A 20,214-nucleotide genomic window follows, 5' to 3' on the forward strand; every position below is an offset into this window, starting at 1 on the left:
GGCCCGATCACGGCCGAGCCACGCGAGGACGGCGCGCCCGCGGTCCGCACCCTCGCGCTCGGCGCGCGCCTCGCGCCCACGCTTCCGCTCGGCGAGCGCGCCCGGTCGTGGCTGTCGGTCGGCGTCGGCTACGACCGGTTCGACTTCGATCGCATGCGGGTCTTTGACCCCGGGGGGGAGTTCACCGTCCGTGAACGCGGCGCGTCGTACGTCGAGATCCCGCTGGGGCTCGGGGTCTCGTTCGACGTCATCCGCCGCTGGCTCACGATCGAGCTGGAGACCTCGGGCGCCTTCCTGCTCGGCCGGGGCGGCGACGCCACCCGGGAAGGCCAGGCCATCGACGCCCAGGGGCGGCGGCGCAACGTCGGCGCGCTGCCGCAGGCCCGAGGATCGTTCGTCCAGACGCTCGGCCTCTCGCTCGTGCTGTGATCGCCGCGTCGCGCGGCGAGCTCAGCTGAGGGCCAGCATGCGATCGATCGGGACGCGCGCGCGCTCGCGCAGCTCGGGCGCCATCTCGAGGCGCGGAGCGAGATCGCGCAGCGCGAGATAGACCTTCTCGAGCGTGTTGAGCCGCATGAAGGGGCACTCGTTGCAAGCGCAGTTGCCCTCCGGCGGCCCCTCGATGAACTCCTTGTGCGGCGAGGCCTTGCGCATCTGGTGCATGATGCCGCTCTCCGTCGCGACGATGTACTTCAGCGCGTCGTCCGCGGTCGTGTACTTGAGCAGCGCGGTCGTCGAGCCGATGTAGTCGGACATCCGCAGGATCGGCTCCTCGCACTCCGGGTGCGCGATGAGCTTCGCGTCCGGGTGGCGCTCGCGCAGCGCGACGATCTTGCGCAGGCTGAAGGTCTCGTGAACGACGCAGCTGCCCTGCCACAGGCGCATCGGGCGGCCCGTCCGCTCGACGAGCCAGCGCCCGAGGTTCTTGTCGGGCGCGAAGAGGATCTCCTGCCCCTCGGGGATCGCGCGGACGATCTTCTCCGCGTTCGACGACGTGCAGATGTAGTCGCTCTCGGCCTTCACCTCGGCGGAGCAGTTGATGTACGAGATCGCGGCCGCGCCGGGGTACCGGGCGCGCCAGGCGCGGAAGCGGTCGACGGGGCAGCCGTCGGCGAGCGAGCAGCCCGCAGCGAGGTCGGGGACCACGACGATGCGCTCGGGGTTCAGGATCTTCGCCGTCTCGGCCATGAAATGCACGCCGGCGAACAGGATGACGTCCGCGGTCGTCTTCTTCGCCTGCTGGGCGAGCTGCAGCGAGTCGCCGAGGAAGTCTGCGAGATCCTGGATGTCGCCGTCCTGGTAGTAGTGGGCCAGGAGGACGGCGTTCCTCTCCCGCTTCAGGCGGCTGATCTCGTCGTGCAGATCCAGGCGCGGATCGATGGCGGCAGGCTGGGGCGCGGCGCTCGTCATGGCTAGCTAAGGTAGGCACCGCGCGGCGCGCTGGCCAGGGCCCCCGAGCCGCGCGGCGAACTCGGGCGCGCTCCCGCCACGGCCACGCAGCCGGTGCGGCGTTCGCCGGCGCTCCAGCCGCGCAGCCCGCCGCGTCTCCCTCGTTGACAACGGCCGGCACCGGTTCACGATCGGGGCCCGCGGTGGGCCTGGGGAGGAGCTCTCGTCGTGGGCGGCCACCCATGTCCCTCCTGATCCCCGTCGCCCTGCTCGCCCTCGTCGTGCCGCTCGTCGTGGCGCTCCTGCGCGCAAATGAGCTATTTTGCGTGCGCGTCGAGGGGCGCAACGTCCGGCTGCTGCGGGGCCGGATGCCGCAGCGGCTGCTCGACGACATCACGGACGTCCTCCGCGCAGCGCCGGTCGGGCGGGGCGCGGTGCGGGTCGTTGTCGAGGACCGGCGCGCCCGGGTCCACGTGGAAGGGGATATCTCTCCCGAGCAGGCTCAGCAGCTGAGGAACACCGTCTCCATGTGGCCGGTTCCGAAGATCCGCGCAGCCCCGAAGCGCCGCGCGGGCGCATGACCCCGCCGCCGACATTTCCACCCTAGCGAGTCAGTCCCGCATGGCCGACGACAAACCCCGAGACAATCCGCCGACCTCCAAGCTGGGGCGCCTCGCGCGCCTCGCCGGCCTCGCGCCCCGCACGATCCCGTTCGCCATCGAGGGCGCGAAGCGCGTCCTCGGCGCGACCCGGACCGAGGAGGAGGAGGCCGAGGCGCGGCGGAGGATGGCCCAGGAGGTCAAGAAGACCGCCGAGGCGATGCTGAAGACGCTCGGCGAGATGAAGGGCCTGCCGCTCAAGTTCGGCCAGATGGCGAGCTACATCGACGGGCTCGCGCCGCCGGGATACGAGGAGAAGTTCCAGGCCACGCTGAAGAAGCTGCTCGACAAGGCGCCGCCCCTGTCGCCGGAGGCCGCGGAGCAGATGATCCGCGAGGAGCTCGGCGCCCCGCCCGAGCACGTGTTCGCGGCCTGGGAGCGCGAGCCGTTCGCGGCGGCGAGCATCGGACAGGTGCACCGGGCCACGACGAGGTCGGGGGAGCGGGTCGCGGTGAAGGTGCAGTACCCCGGCATGGACAGGGCCATCGAGAACGACCTGAAGAGCGTCTCGATGCTCGAGGCGATGATGGCGCCCCTCGCCAAGAAGCTGAACGCCCGGCAGACCGTCGACGAGCTCCGCAAGGTCTTCCTGTCCGAGCTCGACTATGCGCGCGAGGCCGAGATGGCGGACCTGTTCCGCCGCATGAACGCCGGGGACGAGGACGTCTCTATCCCGCGCATCCACCACAGCCTCACCACGAGGCGCGTCCTCACGCTCGAGCTCGTCGACGGCATGAGCTACGCCGAGTTCTGCGAGCGCGGCAGCCAGGAGGCGAAGAACCGCGCGGGCCTCTCCATCTGGCGCTTCACCTTCCGCTCGATGCTCCGGTACGGCTGGCTCTACGCCGACCCGCACCCGGGCAACTACCGCTTCCACGAGGATGGCCGCGTCACGATCCTCGATTTCGGCTGCGTGAAGCAGCTCCCGCCCGACCTCGTGGCGGGCATGAAGCGCTACATGCGCGCCGCCATGGACGCGGACTGGAAGGAGTTCGACCGGGCGTGCGTGGAGGTGCTCGGCTACGACCCGGCCGACGAGAGCTGGGATCTCTACCGGAGCTACACGATGGAGCTCATGGTCCCGCTGTGCACGCACGGCACCTGGAAGTGCTCCCCGGAGAAGGCGCGCGAGACGGTGGCGTACCTGACCCGGGGTATCCGGGGGCTCGCCCTCAAGGAGGGAGAGAAGATGCCCACCATCCCCCACGTGCCGAAGATGCCGCAGGACTTCACGTTCGTGAATCGCCTGCAGTGGGGGCTCGCGTCCGTGCTGGCGGGGCTCCGGACCGAGGCGGCGTTCCGGCGGACCATCGATCCCTGGGTGCGCGACGGGGTGCACCCCGTCCCCGATTGAGCGAGGATCGCTGGTAGGCTCGTCGGCGCGGAGAGGCGCGCCGAGGTCGCTTCCGCCGCGGCTCTCACCTTGACCTCGATCCCGCACGCTGTGACATTCGATCGGGGCATGGACGACGAGAGGGCGGCCTGCGAAAGGCGCGTAGGAACGACCCTGCGGGGCAAATGGACGATCGATCGCCTCGTCGGGATCGGCGGGATGGCCGCCGTCTATGCCGCGACCCACAAGATCGGGCGGCGCGAGGCGATCAAGATCCTCCACCCCGAGGTGGCGCGCTCGAAGGACCTGCGCGCCCGGTTCGAGCGCGAGGCGCAGGCCGTCAATCGCTTCCAGCACCCCGGCGTGGTCGAGATCCGCGACATCGACGTGACCGAGGACGGCGCGCCGTTCCTCGTGATGGAGCTCCTCGACGGCGAGTCGCTCGCCGACCGGCTCCAGCGGCTCGGCAGCATCGAACCGGGCGAGATGCTGCGGCTCATGGATGAGCTGCTCGACGTGCTCGGCGCCGCGCACGGGCAGGGGATCATCCACCGCGACATCAAGCTCGACAACCTCTTCGTCGAGAAGACCGGGCGCCTCAAGGTGCTCGACTTCGGCATCGCGCGCATGCGCGACGGCGTGAAGACGGCGATGCGGACCCGCACGGGCGCGACGCTCGGGACGGTGTCGTACATGGCCCCGGAGCAGGTGCGCGGCATCTCGGTCGATCACAGGGCGGACCTGTTCGCCGTCGGCGCGACCATGTTCCGGGTGATCGCGAAGCGGCGCATCCACGAGGCGCGCACGGAGTCCGAGCTGCTCGTGAAGATGGCGACCATGGCGGCGCCGCCGCTCGCGAGCGTCGCGCCGGAGACGCCGCACGGGCTGTGCCTCGTCGTGGACAGGGCGCTCGCGTTCGATCGCGACCGGCGCTACCCGGACGCCCGCACGATGCAGGCCGACGTGCGCGCGCTCCTGCATGGAGCGGCGCCGCCGCACGCGTCGGCGCGCCTCGCGGCGGGCGACGTGCCGTCGGCGGGCGCGCCGCCGCTCTCCCCGATGCTCCTGTCGGCGGCCGCCTCGGCGGACGCGCAGGCCGAGCCTCCGCCGCGGCCCGCGGCCCCGTCGGGCGCGAGGTGGAACGAGATGGGCTCGGCGCCCGCGATCGGGTCGGAGCTCGGCCCAGGCAACAGCGGGGCGTCCTCGTGGGAAGCCGCCACGATGGCGGCGCCCGGAGCTCCGCGCGGGAGCGCCATGGATGCGGCCCAGGCGCACGGAGGCCACCCCGGCATGGCGCAGGCCGCCCCCGGCGCTCCGAATGGACCGCCGTCGGCCCTGCACAACACCGGCGCCGGCCACGCCGGAGCGCACGGCGCGCCGCCATCGTGGCAGGGCGGCGGCGCGCCCCACAGCGCGCCGGCCTCGCTCCACAACACAGGCTCGGGCTTGCACAGCACCGGTCCGGCCTACGGCGCGCCTGCCCCGGCGCACGGCGCAAGCGCGCCCCACAGCGCACCCGTCTCGCTCCACAACACAGGCTCCGGCCTGCACAACGCCGGCCCGGCTTACGGCGCGCTCGCCTCGGCGCACGGCGCGAGCGCGCCCCACGGCCCGCCCGTCTCGCTCCACAACACAGGCTCCGGCCTGCACAACGCCGGCCCGGCCTACGGCGCGCCCGCCCCGCGGCACAGCGCCGGCGTACCGCACGGCGCGCCCGCGTCGCTCCACAACACCGGCTCGTCGCTCCACAACACCGGCTCGACCTACGGCGCGCCCGCGCCGCCGCACAGCGCCAGCGCGCCCTACGGCGAGCAGCCGGCCGCCGCGTGGGCGCCGCGCCACGCTCAGCCGAGGCTGCCGCCGAAGCTCGTGGTCCCGCTCGCGCTCGGCGGCGTGGCGCTCATGATCGTGAGCGTGCTCGCGGTCTGGATGGCGCTCCGCGACGAACCCCAGAGCGATGCGGTCCAGCACGATCTGCTGCCGGCCCAGAGCGCGAGCGCCGGGCCGACCCAGCTCTCCCCGTCCTCGGAGAGCACCGACGAATCGCGGAGCAACGTGGACGAGCCAGGATCGCGGAGCAACGTGAAGGAGCCAGAGACGATGCGCCCGGACGCGCCGAACGCTCCGGCGAGCGCGCCGCCCGCGAGCACGTTCATCATCGACTTGACCAAGAAGAAGCAGCGGACGAGAAAATCACGCCAGGACTGAAGCCAGATCGCCGAACATGGAGCTCCGCCCCCTCATGGTGACGAGGACAACCCCGCGCGCGCGATCGATGCTCGTCGGGTCTGCGCTGGCGCTCACGCTCTCGGGAGCGTGCTCGGACCCGGTGCCGATCGGCCCACGTCCCGACGCCGGCGGCGACGGTGGCGGCGGCAGCGGAGGCGCGCCGCCGCTCTGCAGCGTCGGCGACGTGCAACCCTGCTATCCCGGCCCGGCAGACACCGAGGGTGTCGGCGTGTGCACGGCGGGCGTGCGGAGGTGCCAGCCAGACGGCCAGAGCTTCGGCGAGTGCGAAGGCGCCGTGGTCCCGAGGCCCGAGGACTGCAGCAGCACCGTGGACGACGACTGCGACGGCGCGACGAACGAGCCCGACGCGGAGTGCGTGTGTACCCCGGGCCAGATCAAGACTTGCTACAGCGGCCCCGAGGGGACGAGCGGCGTGGGGCTCTGCGCGGTGGGGCTGCAGATGTGCGATCTCTCGGGCACGTCGTGGCGGCCGTGCGCCGGCCAGGTCACCCCGCAACGAGAGACGTGCACGGACGACACCGACGAGGACTGCGACGGCTTCGCCTGCAGCGCGCCGCTCTGGGCCGCCCTCTACGGTGATCAGAACACCCAGAGCGCGACCAGCGTCGGCGTCGACGCGCAGGGAAACGTCTACATCGGCGGCACCTTCTCGGGGACCATCAACCTGACCGGCAAGGAGACGGGCGCCCTCGTCAGCATCGGCACCTCCGACGTGTACGTCGCGAGCTTCGACCCCTCCGGACAGCACCGCTGGAGCGTGAGGTTCGGCGGCAGCGGCGCCGAGACGCTCAACGGGCTCGCGGTGACGCCCGAAGGCAACCTCGTGCTCGGCGGGACGTTCTACGGCTCGTTCACGTTCGGCGGCACGACGCTGAGCAGCGTCAACGCGCTCGACACCTTCGTGGTCACGATGACCGGAGAGAAGGGCGAGCAAGGCTGGGCACGCCAGCTCGGCGACGCGGCCGATCAAACGCTGCGCTCGATCGCGGTCGACCCGACCGGAAACATCGTGATCGCCGGCTACTTCAGCGGATCGTTGCTCTGCGCGGCGTCGCCCGTCCCCGGCGGCAACCCGATCTGCGCCACCAGCGCAGGCGGCACCGACATCTTCGTGCGGAAGTACGATCCGCTCGGCGCCCCCCAGTGGACGAGGATCTACGGAGACGACAAGAATCAGTTCGCCATGGGCGCCGCCGTCGGCAACGACGGCAGCGTGCTCGTCACCGGCCGGTACAACGGCACCCTGACCGTCGGCCCCCGGCAGGTGAGGAACACCGGGCTCGGGCCGAACCTGTTCGTCCTGAAGCTCGACAGCAGCGGGAACGGCGTCTGGCTCTCGGACTATGGAGACACGGCGTCGCAGGCAGGCACCGGGATCGCCGTCGCTCCCTCGGGCGCGGTGCTCGTGACCGGGACGTACATGGGCGCGCTCAACTTCGGAGCGGCCGGCACGCTCCCCGCCAACGATGTGCAGACGGCGTTCGTGGCGTCGCTCGCCCCCGACGGCGCGCCCGTGTGGGCGCGGTGGTTCGCCGGAGACGGCATGCAGGAGAGCACGTCGATCGTCGCGGACGCGGAGAACGGCGTGGTGGTGACCGGCTCGGTCCAGGGCGTCGTCGACCTCGGCGGCGGGCCGCTGCCCAGCGGCGGCGGCTTCGACGCCTTCGTGGCGAAGCTCGACGCCGACGGCAACCACCTCTGGGGGAAGGTGCTCGGCGCCGCCGGCAACCAGAAGTCGAACGCGGCGGCCACCGCGCCGAGCACGGGGGTCATCGCGCTCTCTGGCACCGCCGAGGGGAAGATCGACTTCGGCCTCGGCGAGCGCGAGGCGAACGGCACCGACGCGTTCGTCGTGCTCCTGTCGCCGTAGACCGGAGCCGCGGCCCCGGTCACGCGGCGCCGCGAGCGCCCGCAGGGACGAGGTCGACGCGGCCGAGCTCCTCGTTGGTCGCCGCGATGGCGGCGCGGATCGGCTCGCCGACGCCGTAGCGACGGCTCGCGCCGACCAGCGCCTGCGCGGCGACGTCGATCCGATACGGGCCGCCCGGCAGCGCCTCCAGCGCGATCGTGCCCGTCGCGCCGGACTCGACCATCTGGACGACGAGGCCGAACGGCTTGATGGATACGATATAGCCATCGATCTCCTCGCCGACGCGCGAGGCGAAGAGGCGCGCCACGAGCATGCGGTGCCGCTCCGTCTCGGCCTTGGCGGCGTTGCGCGCGCGCGCGTTCAGGTGGTGGGCGAGCGACGTGAGCGCCTCGGAGTCGACGCGCTGGTCGCGGCGGCCCTGGAGGTACCGCTTGACCACGCGGTGCACCGCGAGGTCGGCGTAGCGGCGGATCGGGGACGTGAAGTGCAGGTACAGCGGCGCCCCCAGGCCGAAATGCAGGCCTCCGGCGCCCGTGTACCGGGCAGGGCCGAGCGCCTTGCCGAGCACGGTGCGGATGGCCGGCGCGAGCTCGGAGCCCCTGTACTGCGCCTCGAACGCGGCGAGGCCGAGGGGGCTCAGGCGCGCGCCGAAGCCGGCCTCGACGCCGAAGTTGTGCGCGAACTGCTCGAGCGCGCGGACGCGCTCCTCGGTCGGCTCGTCATGGACACGAAAGACGCAGGGGAGCCCGCGCGCCACGAGCCAGCTGGCCACCGCCTCGTTCGCCGCCACCATCAGCCGCTCGATGAGGCGGTGCGCGCCCGTGTCGGAGCGCGGCGAGACGGCGGTCGGCTCGCGCGTCTCGGCGTCCAGCGTCACGTACGCCTCCTCGCGATCGAGCTCGACGCCGCCGCGCGCCGCGCGGACCGTCGACAGCCGCGCGGCCGCGGTGCGGAGCCAGCGCACGACCGGCCGGGCGGCCTCGGGGATGCCGGCGGAGCGGCCCGTCGTCAGGAACTCCTCGACGGCGTCGTAGGAGAGGCGGGCGTGCGAGCGGATCACGCTCTCGTGCAGGTCGATCGACGTGATGCCCCCCTCGGGGTCGATGCGCAGCTCGACCGTGACCGCGAGCCGATCGACCCCCGGGAGCAGGCTCGCCGCCTCGCTGGAGATCGTGTCGGGGAGCATCGGGATGACGCGGCCAGCCAGGTAGACGCTCGTGCCCCGGGCGCGGGCCTCGAGATCGAGCGGCGAGCCCTCGGGGACGAACGCGTCCACGTCGGCGATCGAGACGAGGACGCGGAGCGCCCCGTCGGGCCCGGCCGGCAGCACGGAGACGGCGTCGTCGATGTCCGTGGTGACGGGCGCGTCGATCGTGACGGTGATGACGTCGCGCAGGTCGCGGCGGCCGCGCGCGAGCTCGCGCTCGACCGACACCGCGGCGACCGCCGCGCGCGACGCCTCGAGGACCTCGCCCGAGAACACGGCGCGCACGCCGTTGCGGGCGAGGCAACGCTCGATGCCGAGGTCGGCCTCCGACGCGACGACGCGCGCAGGGACGACCGCCGCGCCCTCGATGGTGGCGACCACCGCGGCGCCCTCGGGGAGGTCGTCGGCGCTGCCCGGCTTGAACGGCCAGTCCGTGTTGGAGACGAGGCGATCGACCCGGAGGTGCGGCCGCTTCGCGTGCGATACGACCGTCCCGAAGAGCTCGGAGCGATCGCGCTGGACGAGGGCGAGCTGCGACGCGCTGAAGCGGCCCGGCTCCGCCTCGACGACCACCGCGTCGACGACGTCGCCGTCGAGGAACGGGTTCAGATCGGGCGGCGCGATGAAGGCGGTCGCCGGCCCGAGGGCAGCCAAGCCCGGCCTGCCCGGCCCCCCCGCCTTCTCCGGAGAGGCCTCGATGTTCAGGAACCCGAAGCCACGGGGGTTGACCGAGATGCGTCCACGAACGGGTGCGTGCATAGGCGCGGAAGGTACGCCAGATCCCGGCGCGTTCGAGCACAAGCTGCCCGTTGAGCTCGCACCAACGCCAGAGAATTACTGCAACACGGTAACAAAGCAGCGCGTGAGGTCGCGGCATCGCGCGCTGCATGCCGAGATGCGCTCGGGGGGCCCGGGGTGCCTCGCGCTGCGCTGCGATGACGTGCGGGCGGCATCGCGGTTCCACGTGCGCCGGGGACCCCGTGCGTGGGCGGGACGCCAGGGCAAAAGTGCCTCCCTCGACGGTTCGCGGCGCCGGATCGGCTTATACTCGACACATCGTGGAAGACTCAGGGGACATCATCGAGCTAGCGCGTGTGATGCCTCGGGACCGCTTCGTCCGCCAGGTGACGAACCTGCTCCTCGTGGTGTCCGAGGCGGGTCCGGACAACCAGCAGATCGCGTTCCGGACGGTCGCCGCATCGCCGGCGGCGCACCGGAAACCGCCGCCTCCGCCCGGCCCAGCGAGCGAGGTGTTCCAGCTCGTCAAGGCGAAGGGCAATCCCTATCTCGACCAGATCTCGGTGGGCCGCACGCGCAATTGCGACGTGGTGCTGCGCCACCCCTCGGTGTCCAAGCTGCACGCGCACTTCCGGCGGAATGAGCAGGGGCAGCTCGTGCTCGTCGACAACGGCTCGCAGAACGGGACCCGCGTGAACGGCAAGGTGCTCTCCGAGAGCGAGCCGCAGGAGGTCTCGGTGGGCGACGTGATCCAGTTCGGCCGGCTCACGACGTCGCTGCTCGATGCAGCGGCCCTCTTCGACCTCGTGCGCGAGCAAGCGCGCCTCGCGAGGGACCAGGCGAACCGGTGAGCGCCCCGCGCGGCGGCGCTCAGAACCGGTACCCCGCGGAGACGTTCGGAAAGAACATCGTGAACGTGCCGTGGGCGAGCTCCTCGAACACGACCTTCTTTCCCGGCGCGCAGTCGACCGTGGGGCGCGCCTCGTCGCACTCGGCCCCGACCACGTAGGTGTTGCCCGTCTCGAGCGGCGGGCCGTCGACGAGGAAGAAGCCGACGCCGAGGCCCGCGCTGGCGCTGAGGCGCCCGAGCTTCAGCCGGAGCCTCAGCTCGGGCATCGCGAACGGGGCGGCGGCGCGGACGGCCCTGCCCGCGTTCTGCACGGCCACGCTGACGGTCCTCTCCGCGTCGGACGCCGTGCCGGTCACCTCGTCGCTCATCTCGGCCAGCACCACGCCGAGCCCGAGCGCGCCGCCGACGTCGAGCCATGACGACAGCCCGTAATGATAGCTGCCGCCGACGATCACCGTCACGCCGGCCATGCCGATGTCGTCGTGGAAGCTGTAGCGGATGGGGAGCCTCTCGTTGCCCCCGCGCGGATCGGCATACGTCGCGTCGAGCGAGCGATCGAGCGTCGTGTGGAGGCTCAGGTACCCGGCCGTGAGCTCGATGGCGGCGCCGATCGGGAACTCGTAGCTGCCGCGCACGCCGGCCAGGACGCCGGACGGGCGCGAGATGCCCGAGCAGCTGTAGCTGCCGCAGCTCCGCTCGGCGTCGCTCTCGAGCGACGAGGCGAAGGCATAGCCGCCGGTCGCCTCCAGCCGGAAGACGCCGACCCTCCGACCCCAGCGCGGGTGCGCGTCGTCGATGGCGAGCGGCAGGATGATGTCGCCCCTCGTCGTCCTGTCGACGGTCGCGCGGAGCGTGCGCGAGAAATAGCCCGGCTCGTGCGCCTCGAAGGTGTGGCGCCCGAGCGGCAGCGCGCCGCGCCACTGCCCCTTGCCGACCGGGACGCTGTTGATGGTCAGATCCGCGCTCAGCGGCTGGGCGACGACGCGGACCTCCTCGCCGAGCGGCCCCGCCTCGACCGTGGCGACGGCGAGCTGCCCCGCGATGACGTTCGCCTCGCGGGGCGCAGAGCCGAAATTGCCCTTGCGCACCGAGTAGAAATGCGGGCCGGGCGCGAGCGCGCCCTCCCACGGCAGCTGGCCGATCAGCGCGCCGTCGATGGTGAGATCGGCGCCGACGAGCCGCTCGTCCTCGACCTTCAGCCGGCCCGTGCTGGCGAGCGGATCGAGCTTCGCGTCCACCGACCTGGTCTCGGCGACCCCGACGGTCACGATCCGCTCGAACGTGTGCCAGCCGTCCTTGACCACGCGGAGCGTGTGATCCCCGGGGAGCAGCCGGATCGGGCCGGCGAGGGGGAGCCGGCCGCGCTGCCTCCCGTCGATGAGCACCAGGCCATCGACGTTCGACGAGACGACGACGCTGCCGATCCGCGCTCGCAGCGTGGCGATCGCGGACGCGACGCTCCGGCGCTCCGGCTCGCCGAGCTCCGCGCGGAGCTCGGTGAGCAGCGCCTCGTAGAGCTCGAGCGCCTCGTCGTAACGCCCGAGCTGATCGAGGCAGAACGCGGCGTTGAGCGTGTTGGGCACCGACGCGACGATCTGACGCGACCTCAGGTAGAGCTCGAGCGCGCGCTGGAAGTCGCCGATCTTGCGCAGCTCGTTCCCTTCCTGAAAGAGCGCCTTGGCCCGGGCGAGCGCCTCGTCCGTCGACGCGGGCGCCGCGGGCGCCGAGGCAGGCGGCTCGGGTGGCACGCCCGGGACAGCCGCCGCCGGCGGGGGCTGCGCGCGGGCCGGAGGCGCAGGCGCCGCGCTCGCCACGGCGAGCGCGCACGCCGCAAAGCAGCGCCGCAGGGCGCGACGGGCGCGCGGCGTCGGTCTCACCACCGGTCGACCGGAACCACCGCGGTCGGAGCCGGCGGAGCCGCAGGCGCCCCCGTGGCGGAGGGCGTGGCAGGCTCGGCCACGGGAAGAGCGCCGCGCGGGGCGCGGCTCTTCCTGTCACGGCGCGGGGCAGGCTCGGAGGCCGCGACCGACGCAGAGGCCGGCGCGGGCGGCTGGAGATCGATGCGATCGGGGCGGATCGTGCCGTCGCTCAGCAGGAACACCGTCTCCTTCGTGGTCGCGCCGCCGCGGGTCACCTCGATCTCGAACGTGTCGCCGGCCTTGCCCGTCAGGTCGAGCCGGCCGTCGCTCACCGGACGCGCCGCGCCGTTGACCCGCGCCGTCGCCTCCTTCGGGAGCGTTACGACGGCGGTGAAGGACGCAGGCGCAGGCGCAGGCGCGAGCGCGACGGGCAGCGCGGGCTCGCTCGGCGCGGCGGGCGACGCGGGCGGCTCGTTGCCCGTCGAGGCGCGCAGCGCGAGACCGCCGCCGATCGCGGCCAGGGCGACCACGGTGACCGCCGCCCCGACGAAGCGCCGCCGTGCCGCGCCGGAAGGCTCCTTCACCGCGGTGAAGGAGCTGCCGCCGATGGATCGCTCCTCCCCCTCGGCCGATCGCGAGAGCCCGGACTCGCGCAGCGCGGAGATGGGGGTGGCGCCGGCGCGCCGCTCGGGGTCGATGCCCCGCAGCTGATCCAGCGTGACGACGCCGGTGCCCTCCGCGTGCGGCTCGAGCGCGGCGATGAGCTCCTCCATGCTCTGCCAGCGCTCCGCGGGATCCCGCAGGAGGCCGCGGTGCACGACGGCCGCGAGCGCCGGGGAGACCCACGGCGCGGCCCCGGAGAGCGGCGGCACGCGCTCGGTGCAGATCGCGAGCAGGAGCTCGGCGAGCGAGGCGTTGGGATCCCAGGGGCAGCTCCCGCAGAGCGCCTGGTAGAGCGAGACCGAGAGGCTCCAGATGTCGGAGCGGTGATCGACGTCCTTCGCCATCTTCGCCTGCTCGGGAGACATGTAGATGGGCGACCCGAGCACGCCGCCGGCGCGCGTGAGCTCGTGCGAGGCGCCATCCCCCGTGCGCTTCGCGATGCCGAAATCGCACACCTTGACCACGATCCTGCGATCGCTCGACGACGGCGGGCGGATGGATCCGGACGGGCGACGCCCCGAGGGCGGCGGGCGGACCGAGCCGGACGGGCGCCGCACCGACGGCGGCCCCGCCGCGAGCGAGCCGCGCTGGGTGGACGGCGGCGCCGAAGCGAGCGAGCCGCGCCGGGTGGACGGCGGCCCCGAAGCGAGCGGGCCGCGCCGGGTCGACGGCGGCGCGATCGAGGTCGACGGCCTCTGGGCCGCGCCCTCGAACGGCGCGTGCAGGAAGAGGTTCGCCGGCTTGATGTCGCGGTGCACGATCCCCTCGGCGTGCGCCGCCGCGAGCCCGCGCGCCGCCTGGATGAACACGCGCACGACGGGCTCCGGCTCCAGCGGCCCGCGCATCCTGAGGAGCTTGGCGAGGTCGACGCCGTGCAGGAGCTCCATGATGATGAACGGCGTCGCGAGCGTGAGATCCATGCCCAGCTCGAACGTCTTGACGACGTGCGGGCTCTGGATCGCGGTCACCGCGCGCGCCTCGCGGATGAAGCGGCGCACGGCGTGGTCGTCCTGCCCGACGGCGCTCTTGAAGATGACCTTGGCCGCCACCCGCCGCCCTTCGGGCGACTCCGCCTCGTAGACGGCGCCCATCCCGCCGCGCCCGATCAGCCGGCGCACCGCGTACCGGCCGCCGAGCTCGCGGCCGACCAGCGGATCGGTCTCGGCGCCGGCGCGCTCGGCGATGGCCTCGCGCAGCTCGGGATCGAGCGGCCTCAGCATGTCGATGGTGATGCGCTCCTCGCTGCCCGACGCGGCGCGCAGCGCCTCGGCGAACGCCTCGATCGACGGATAGCGCCGGTCCACGTCGCTGTGCAGCGCGAGCGAGAGCGCGGCCGCGAGGCGCGCCTCGATCCACGGGGCGCGATCCTGGATCGACGGGAGCTGCGCAAGAGGCGCAAGGGACGACGCCGGCGCGTCCGCCGCCGTGTCCGCGGGGCCGAGCTCGGCCGTGTCCGCCGTGACGTCGAGCTCGGCCCACGGCGAGACGCCGCAGAGCATCTCGTAGAGCGTCGCCGCCAGGCCGAACACGTCACCCCGCACGTCCGCCGTGCGGTCCCGCGGCCCCGACTCGTCGCGCAGAGGATCGGTGCTCCTCGCCGCCTTGCCAGGGGCGGAGGTGGCCGTGTCACAGCCCTTCGAGAGCCCGAAGCCAAAGACGCGGACGAGGATCTCTCCGCCCGCGAGGTGCTCCAGGAAGATGCGCGGCGGCCGCACGTCGCGGTAGACGAGGCCCGCGGCGTGCACCGCCGAGAGCCCCGCGGCGACCTGGAGCGCGATCCGCACGGCGACCTCGGGCGCGAGCGGCCCCGTCTCGGCGAGCAGGGCGGCGACGTCGGTCCCGTCGAGCAGCGGCATCACGAGGTAGGCGAGATCGCGCTCGAGGTCGTGGCCGGCATCGACGATCGGGACGACATGCGCGTTGTCGAGCTTCGCGGTGACGCTCGCCTCGCGGGTGAGCCGTGACAGCGTGTCCTCGGTGACGACCTCGGGCCGCAAGACCTTGAGCGCGACGCGGCGACCCGAGGGGCCCCGGGCCTCGAACACGACACCGAAGCCCTGCGCGGAGAGGACGCGGACGATCCGATATCCGCCGGTGAGCGCGCCCCCCACGAGCGCCGTCGGATCCGCCAGAGGTGCTGTCCGGCCCATGTCCTCAAGCATACGACGGCCCCTCGCGCCCCACAAAGCATGAGTGTCACGCGACCTCGGAGGCGCGCTGCGCGCGGGCGCCGCACCGTCGCGGAGCGCCGGCCACGCACCTACAACGACGCCAAGCCCGCCGCACCGCGGCGCGGCGCGCCCGCCGAATGTAGGCGCGACAACCGCAGATAACGCGGTGAACGGACCGCCGTATACGCAAGAGCACGGCGGGATACGAGCGGATACGCGGGGACACGGAATAGCACGGCAGGATACGAGGGGATACGCATGAATACGCGGTGATACGCGAGGACACGCAGTAAGCCCTTTGAATCATGGAATATTTGTCTCATTTGTCTTGCCGACCGAAAGCTCACGGCATTAGATTCCCATCATCCCATTCACCGCCGCTCGGTCAGGATCTGGGCAGGACTGGTTGATCTCAAGCGCGCACCCCGATGTGCGCCTCCCCCGCCGGGGGACCTGGAGGCACCATGACCCTGCGATCCCTCGGGCGCGCGCTCGCCGCCCTGACGGCCTTTCTCGTCCTCACGCTCGTCCTGGCGCGGCCGGCGCGCGCCAAGGGCTCTTCCGTCGATGAGCGGCTCGCCAAGGTGCTCGCACGACACGGGTTCACCGGAGAGATCGAGTCGACGCTGGAGTCGCGGCTCGGGCGGAAGCTCGACAAGAAGCTCGCGAAGCTCGGGCGTGACCTCTTCTTCGACAGCCTCCTCGGCCTGAACGACGACAACTCGTGCTCGGGCTGCCACGCGCCGACCGCGGGCTTCGCCGACACGCAGTCGATCGCCATCGGCATCGACAACAACGGCGTCGTCGGGCCGCGCCGCACCGGGCCGCGCAACCAGCGCCGCACGCCCACCATCATCAACACGGCCTTCTATCCCACGCTGATGTGGAACTCTCGGTTCTTCGCCGTGTCCGGCGACCCCTTCGACAACAGCCAGGGGTTCTCGTTCACCGCGCCGGAGGGGATGTCGCTCTCTTCCCTGCCGCACCTGCTCAACGCCCAGGCCTTCATCCCGCCGACCGAGATCACGGAGATGACCGGGTACGAGGCGCCGTCATCGCACGATGTCGTGCGGGAGGAGGTCACGGAGCGCGTGAACGACGTGAAGGCGTACCGGAAGCGGTTCGCCAAGAGCTTCCGGGCGGTGAAGCGAGGGGACGACGTCACCTACGAGATGATCGCGGCCGCCATCGCCGAGTTCGAGATGTCGCTCACGTTCGCCGACGCGCCCATCGACAGGTTCGCCCGCGGCCGCCGGCACGCGATGACGCTGGAGCAGAAGCGCGGCGCGCTGCTCTTCTTCGGCGAGGCGGGGTGCGTCAGGTGCCACGCGGTGTCGGGGGAGTCGAACGAGATGTTCAGCGACTTCCAGCAGCACGCGATCGGCGTGCCGCAGATCGCGCCGACCGACGATCCGGCATACTCGAACGTGGTCTTCGACGGCCCGAACGCCGATGAGGACTTCGGCCTGGAGCAGGTCACGGGCGATCCGGCCGATCGGTACAAGTTCAGGACCTCGCCGCTGCGCAACGTCGCCCTCCAGCCCACGTTCTTCCACAACGGCTCGTTCACGTCGCTGGAAGGCGCCATCCGCCACCACCTCGACGTCACCACGTCGGCCACGGAGTACACGAACAAGCACCTCGATCGCGATCTGCGGGGTGAGATGGGCCCGCTCGCGCCGGTCCTCGCCGCCGTCGACCCGCTGCTGCAGGAGCCGATCGACCTCACGGAGGAGGAGATCAGCTGGCTCTGCGCCTTCGTGGGAGAGGCGCTGCTCGACCCGCGCGCGACGCCGGAGCGGCTCGAGGCGCTCATCCCGGAGGAGCTCCCGAGCGGGCGCGAGGTCCACCGCTTCGAGTAGCCCCGGGCCGGGCGGGCGGCGCTCACGCGGTCGAGCGCCCGCCGGCACCCCGGCTCAGCTGCGGTCCAGGCAGCTGCTGAGCGATTCCTTCTGGATGCTGCACTCCTCGTCGTACTTCGCGGGATCGCAGTTGTCCTCGGCGTGGTTGCGACACTCCAGGTACGACTCCCACGCGTCGTGACAACCGGCCTCCTCGGCGGCCTCCGTATCGGCGCTGCACATCGCGAGGCAGCTCTGCTCCGTCGCGGCGTCCCCCGGGCACTCCACGGCTCGCTCGCAGAGCTCGGGGCACCCCTCCTCGCCGTGCTCGTCGCCGCAGCCCAGGGCGACGAGGGCGATCACCAGGATTGTCATCACCTTCATCGGCCCACCGTATCACGAGCGCGACGCCGCGCGCCGGCGCGGCCCAGGTCGGCGCCAGTGGGCAGCACCGAGGGCGGCGCGCCGGCTCTCTGCGGCGACCGCTCCCGGGAGGGCGCAGCTCAAGGCAGCAGCCGGGAGAGGAGGCTCCACTTCGCCGAACGACCGGACTTCATGGCGAGGACCGTGGTCACGCCGATCACCCCCGCCGTGAGGGCGATGTTGAGCGGCCCCATGACGCCGAGGAGCCGGTGCAGCGCCGCGGCCTTCGCGGGCGGGCGCGGCGCCGGCGCTTCACCCTCCTTGAGGAGGGGCACCCCGCCGTCGGGCGCCTCTTCGCGCATCTGCTGTCCGCCCAGCATGCTGGCGACGCTCGTGGCGAGCGTCGCGCCCAGGAGGATGTCCTTCAAGCGCACCAGATCGCGGGTCTCACGGTCGATTGATCGCCCCGAGATCACCGTCCGCCCGATGAACCAGGTGGCCGCGGCGGTGCCGAGCGAGATCGCGCTGACGAGGTTGTACCGCTGCCACGCGTCAGAGAGCACCTTGCCCCGCTCGGCCTCGGAATGGATGTCCTTGACCGCCTGGCGCAACGCCAGCCGGCCAAAGAGGGGGCCACCGAACCCCGCGGCCAGACCGAGCTCATGCAGCACCCATGCAGACGTCGAGAGTGTAGCCATGTCGTTCCACCTCGCCGCGACGCACAAGCAAGATCGTGCCCAGGGCTTGACTGCGCGCCAGGAACCAGGCCGTCGCAGGCGCGCCGCCTCGGCAGCGCGCCGGCGTCCGCGAGGTCGGGCCCGGCGCGGCCCCGACGAGAACGGCGTTTGCCAGGCGCCAGGTCACGTCGAGAGGTACGCCGGGCCGCCGCGCAGCACGGCATTCCCGCGAGCGCCGCTGAACTCTCGTCCTGCGGACGAACCACGCTCGTCGACGAGCGCGGCGGCGGCGGGGCGGAGCACGTCGGCCACGGCCTGCTGCCGCAGCCGGTGGAGCTCGCCTTCGGCGAGGAACCCGTGGGAGGTCGGGAGATCGCGGTCCGCCATGCCCGGCGCTCGGGTCCCCACCTGGTCGAGCGCGCGCGCGAAGGCCGCGGCGACGCGCTCTCGAAGGCGCGCGCCGCCCGTCGTGACGGCCCAGCGGACGAACGCCCAGGCGAGCTCCGCGTGGCGGGCCTCGTCGCGCGCGATCGCCTGGAGCGCCATGCGCACCGCCGGCGGCTCCGCCGCCTGCGCGGCGACCTCCGCTTCGATGGCTGAGAGGGTCTCTCCGACACAGCCCTCGACGACGGTCGCCAGGGTGAGGGCCTCGAGCGAGCCGAGGTCGTCGAGCGCGCCGTGCAGCGGCAGCGGGCCGACGCCCACCGGCTCCCCCGCGTACGCCGAGGCGATCGCGAGCGCGAGGCGCGCGTGCCGCACCTCGTCGAGCGCCGCGCGGTGCGCCGCTTCGAGCAGCTGGGGAGGCGCGCCCTGCGCCATCAGCGCGAGCGCGAAGCGGCCGAAGGAGGCGACCGAGGCGTGCTCGTTCTGGCCACGCTCGGCCCAGCGCCGGGCGAGCTCGCGGCGCTCCGCGGGCGCGAGCGCGCTCAGATCGGTGTCGGCGAGCGCGCGCTCGAAGCGCCGCACGTCGGTCTGCGACCACGCGCTCGGGGCGCGCGCGAGCGGCGCGACGCGGGGCTCGCCCCGGACCAGGAGGGGGCGCCCTTCACAGGAGATGGAACCGACGAGGTAGCAGCAGCTCGCCGGATCCGACGCCGTCCGGTTCGCGTAGGGGCCCTGGATCCACCCGGCCGCGCCCTCGCCCTCGGCGCTGCATGTACACGTCCCCGAGCCGGGCGGCAGGTCATCGAGGTGCGGCGCGGCCTCGGAGGCCGCAGGGCAAGCGCCGCCGACCGGCGCCGTGCAGTGCACCTCGTAGCAACACTGGCCGTAATACCCGCCGTCATGAAACGGCCCGACGCAGGTCGGATCCGGATAGGGATCGAGCGGCGCAGAGGCGTCGGGAGGATCGACCTCGCCGCCTCCGCCGGCCCCCGATGTCGCGCCTGCCGTCGAGCTCGAGCTCGGCCCCGATGTCGCGCCTGCCGTCGAGCTCGAGCTCGGCCCCGATGTCGCGCCTGCCGTCGAGCTCGAGCCGGAGCTCGGCCCCGACGTCGCGCCTTCAGGCGAGCTCGAGCTGGAGCCGGACTCGACGTGCGTGCCGCAGCCCGACACCAGCGCAAGGCTCGCGCCCCACTGGGATGCGACCAGGATTCGAAGCAGGAAGTTTCGCATGGACGGCGACAAGCAAGGCATGTACCGGGCAAACACACGTGTTTCCGGCCGCCGGGAGAGCAGCGCCGTGCCAGCATGTGCCATCGCCCTGTCGTCCTCCACGCGGCCTCGGCCGATGCTGCCGGTGGACCTTCCCTCCGGCCGCGGCCCTGGATACCGGGTCTCGATGTCACCAAAGCACCCGGACCGCCGGGCAGATCTGGAGCGGTGCGATGGTGCGTCCCTCCCGAGGAGGCCTCATGCGGATCGTTCTCGATAGCTCCGTCGCCATCGCCTCGATGAAGCCCGCGGAGCCCGGGCACGCGGACGCGCTCGCCTTTCTCGAGCGCGCCCGCGCCGCCGTGGCCGCGGGCGCGGCGCGCGTGCTCGCGCCGCCCGAGCTATGGCTGGAGGTGTACGTCGCCGAGCAACGGCTCGCGATGTCGCGGCGGGCCGCGCCCGCGGCCGCGAGCCCGCTGGGAGGCCTCGAGATCGAGCTGGTCGCGCCCGAGGACGCGGGCGCCATCACGGAGTTCCTCGACCAGCTGACGAGGCGCATGCGCGGCCGCCGGCCCTTCGCCAACGCGACCGACCTCGTGTATCTGTGGGCCGCCCGCCGCGCGGATGCGACCGTGGTGACGCTCGACGAAGGGCTCCTCAAGTACCACGGTGTCGTCTGCGATGTGACAAGGCCGCAGCACGTTCGGCTTGAATCCGGATAACGCGCCGCAGCGAGCGGCGAATGCACTTC

The 20,214-nt window shown here is 72.5% G+C and carries 15 protein-coding genes (1 of these 15 cut by a window edge); 8 read left to right on the forward strand and 7 right to left on the reverse strand.

Annotated features, from left to right (window positions below; translation table 11 throughout):
- A protein-coding gene (locus WMF11_RS41345; RefSeq protein ID WP_437974669.1) for a hypothetical protein crosses the window boundary here: on the forward strand, positions 1 to 429 show its 3' portion. It extends 405 nt beyond the left edge of the window; the window shows 429 of its 834 coding nt (coding positions 406-834); its start codon lies beyond the left edge, outside the window; it ends in the stop codon at positions 427 to 429.
- A 21-nt stretch (positions 430 to 450) separates the two neighbouring features.
- Here WMF11_RS41345 and nadA read toward each other — a convergent pair whose 3' ends face one another.
- Complete coding sequence (gene nadA, locus WMF11_RS41350) at positions 451 to 1,410, reverse strand: quinolinate synthase NadA (RefSeq protein ID WP_437974670.1); 960 nt, start codon at positions 1,408 to 1,410, stop codon at positions 451 to 453.
- A gap of 221 nt (positions 1,411 to 1,631) precedes the next feature.
- Here nadA and WMF11_RS41355 point away from each other — a divergent pair, with 221 nt between their 5' ends.
- From WMF11_RS41355 to WMF11_RS41370, 4 genes are all read left to right on the forward strand, one after another.
- On the forward strand, positions 1,632 to 1,970 hold the full coding sequence (locus WMF11_RS41355) for a DUF3634 family protein (RefSeq protein WP_272102678.1): 339 nt from the start codon (positions 1,632 to 1,634) through the stop codon (positions 1,968 to 1,970).
- A gap of 40 nt (positions 1,971 to 2,010) precedes the next feature.
- Positions 2,011 to 3,402 (forward strand): ABC1 kinase family protein, encoded by a 1,392-nt coding sequence (locus WMF11_RS41360; RefSeq protein ID WP_437295225.1) that lies wholly within the window; start codon positions 2,011 to 2,013, stop codon positions 3,400 to 3,402.
- 108 nt (positions 3,403 to 3,510) lie between these two features.
- On the forward strand, positions 3,511 to 5,589 hold the full coding sequence (locus WMF11_RS41365) for a protein kinase domain-containing protein (protein ID WP_437974671.1): 2,079 nt from the start codon (positions 3,511 to 3,513) through the stop codon (positions 5,587 to 5,589).
- 16 nt (positions 5,590 to 5,605) lie between these two features.
- Complete coding sequence (locus WMF11_RS41370; RefSeq protein ID WP_437974672.1) at positions 5,606 to 7,501, forward strand: hypothetical protein; 1,896 nt, start codon at positions 5,606 to 5,608, stop codon at positions 7,499 to 7,501.
- 19 nt (positions 7,502 to 7,520) lie between these two features.
- Here WMF11_RS41370 and WMF11_RS41375 read toward each other — a convergent pair whose 3' ends face one another.
- A complete protein-coding gene (locus tag WMF11_RS41375; protein ID WP_437974673.1) occupies positions 7,521 to 9,467 on the reverse strand; it encodes a ribonuclease R family protein in 1,947 nt (648 codons plus the stop codon).
- 299 nt (positions 9,468 to 9,766) lie between these two features.
- Here WMF11_RS41375 and WMF11_RS41380 point away from each other — a divergent pair, with 299 nt between their 5' ends.
- A complete protein-coding gene (locus WMF11_RS41380; protein WP_437974674.1) occupies positions 9,767 to 10,297 on the forward strand; it encodes an FHA domain-containing protein in 531 nt (176 codons plus the stop codon).
- A 19-nt stretch (positions 10,298 to 10,316) separates the two neighbouring features.
- On the opposite strand, the gene WMF11_RS41385 is transcribed toward WMF11_RS41380, so the two are convergent.
- Positions 10,317 to 12,176: a PEGA domain-containing protein gene (locus WMF11_RS41385; RefSeq protein WP_437974675.1), complete on the reverse strand. Its 1,860-nt coding sequence runs from the start codon at positions 12,174 to 12,176 to the stop codon at positions 10,317 to 10,319.
- Positions 12,170 to 14,968, reverse strand: a complete 2,799-nt coding sequence (locus WMF11_RS41390) for a protein kinase domain-containing protein (RefSeq protein ID WP_437974676.1) — start codon at positions 14,966 to 14,968, stop codon at positions 12,170 to 12,172. The genes WMF11_RS41385 and WMF11_RS41390 overlap by 7 nt, the downstream gene beginning before the upstream one ends.
- A 485-nt stretch (positions 14,969 to 15,453) precedes the next feature.
- On the opposite strand from WMF11_RS41390, the gene WMF11_RS41395 reads away from it, so the two are divergent.
- Entirely contained in the window at positions 15,454 to 16,851 is a 1,398-nt protein-coding gene (locus WMF11_RS41395; RefSeq protein ID WP_437974677.1) for a cytochrome-c peroxidase, read from the forward strand.
- A gap of 54 nt (positions 16,852 to 16,905) precedes the next feature.
- Here WMF11_RS41395 and WMF11_RS41400 read toward each other — a convergent pair whose 3' ends face one another.
- The 3 genes from WMF11_RS41400 to WMF11_RS41410 all read right to left on the reverse strand — a co-directional run bounded on the left by WMF11_RS41400 (position 16,906) and on the right by WMF11_RS41410 (position 19,484).
- Complete coding sequence (locus tag WMF11_RS41400) at positions 16,906 to 17,214, reverse strand: hypothetical protein (protein ID WP_437904595.1); 309 nt, start codon at positions 17,212 to 17,214, stop codon at positions 16,906 to 16,908.
- 119 nt (positions 17,215 to 17,333) lie between these two features.
- Positions 17,334 to 17,891 (reverse strand): hypothetical protein, encoded by a 558-nt coding sequence (locus tag WMF11_RS41405; RefSeq protein ID WP_437545418.1) that lies wholly within the window; start codon positions 17,889 to 17,891, stop codon positions 17,334 to 17,336.
- A 162-nt stretch (positions 17,892 to 18,053) separates the two neighbouring features.
- Positions 18,054 to 19,484 (reverse strand): hypothetical protein, encoded by a 1,431-nt coding sequence (locus WMF11_RS41410; protein WP_437974678.1) that lies wholly within the window; start codon positions 19,482 to 19,484, stop codon positions 18,054 to 18,056.
- Positions 19,485 to 19,723: 239 nt separating this feature from the next.
- On the opposite strand from WMF11_RS41410, the gene WMF11_RS41415 reads away from it, so the two are divergent.
- Complete coding sequence (locus WMF11_RS41415; RefSeq protein WP_437974679.1) at positions 19,724 to 20,185, forward strand: PIN domain-containing protein; 462 nt, start codon at positions 19,724 to 19,726, stop codon at positions 20,183 to 20,185.
- Positions 20,186 to 20,214 lie beyond the last annotated feature (29 nt).

Origin of the sequence: Sorangium sp. So ce295 (assembly GCF_051527405.1) — a bacterium.
In the GTDB taxonomy this organism is placed as follows: Bacteria; Myxococcota_A; Polyangia; order Polyangiales; family Polyangiaceae; genus Sorangium; species Sorangium cellulosum_B.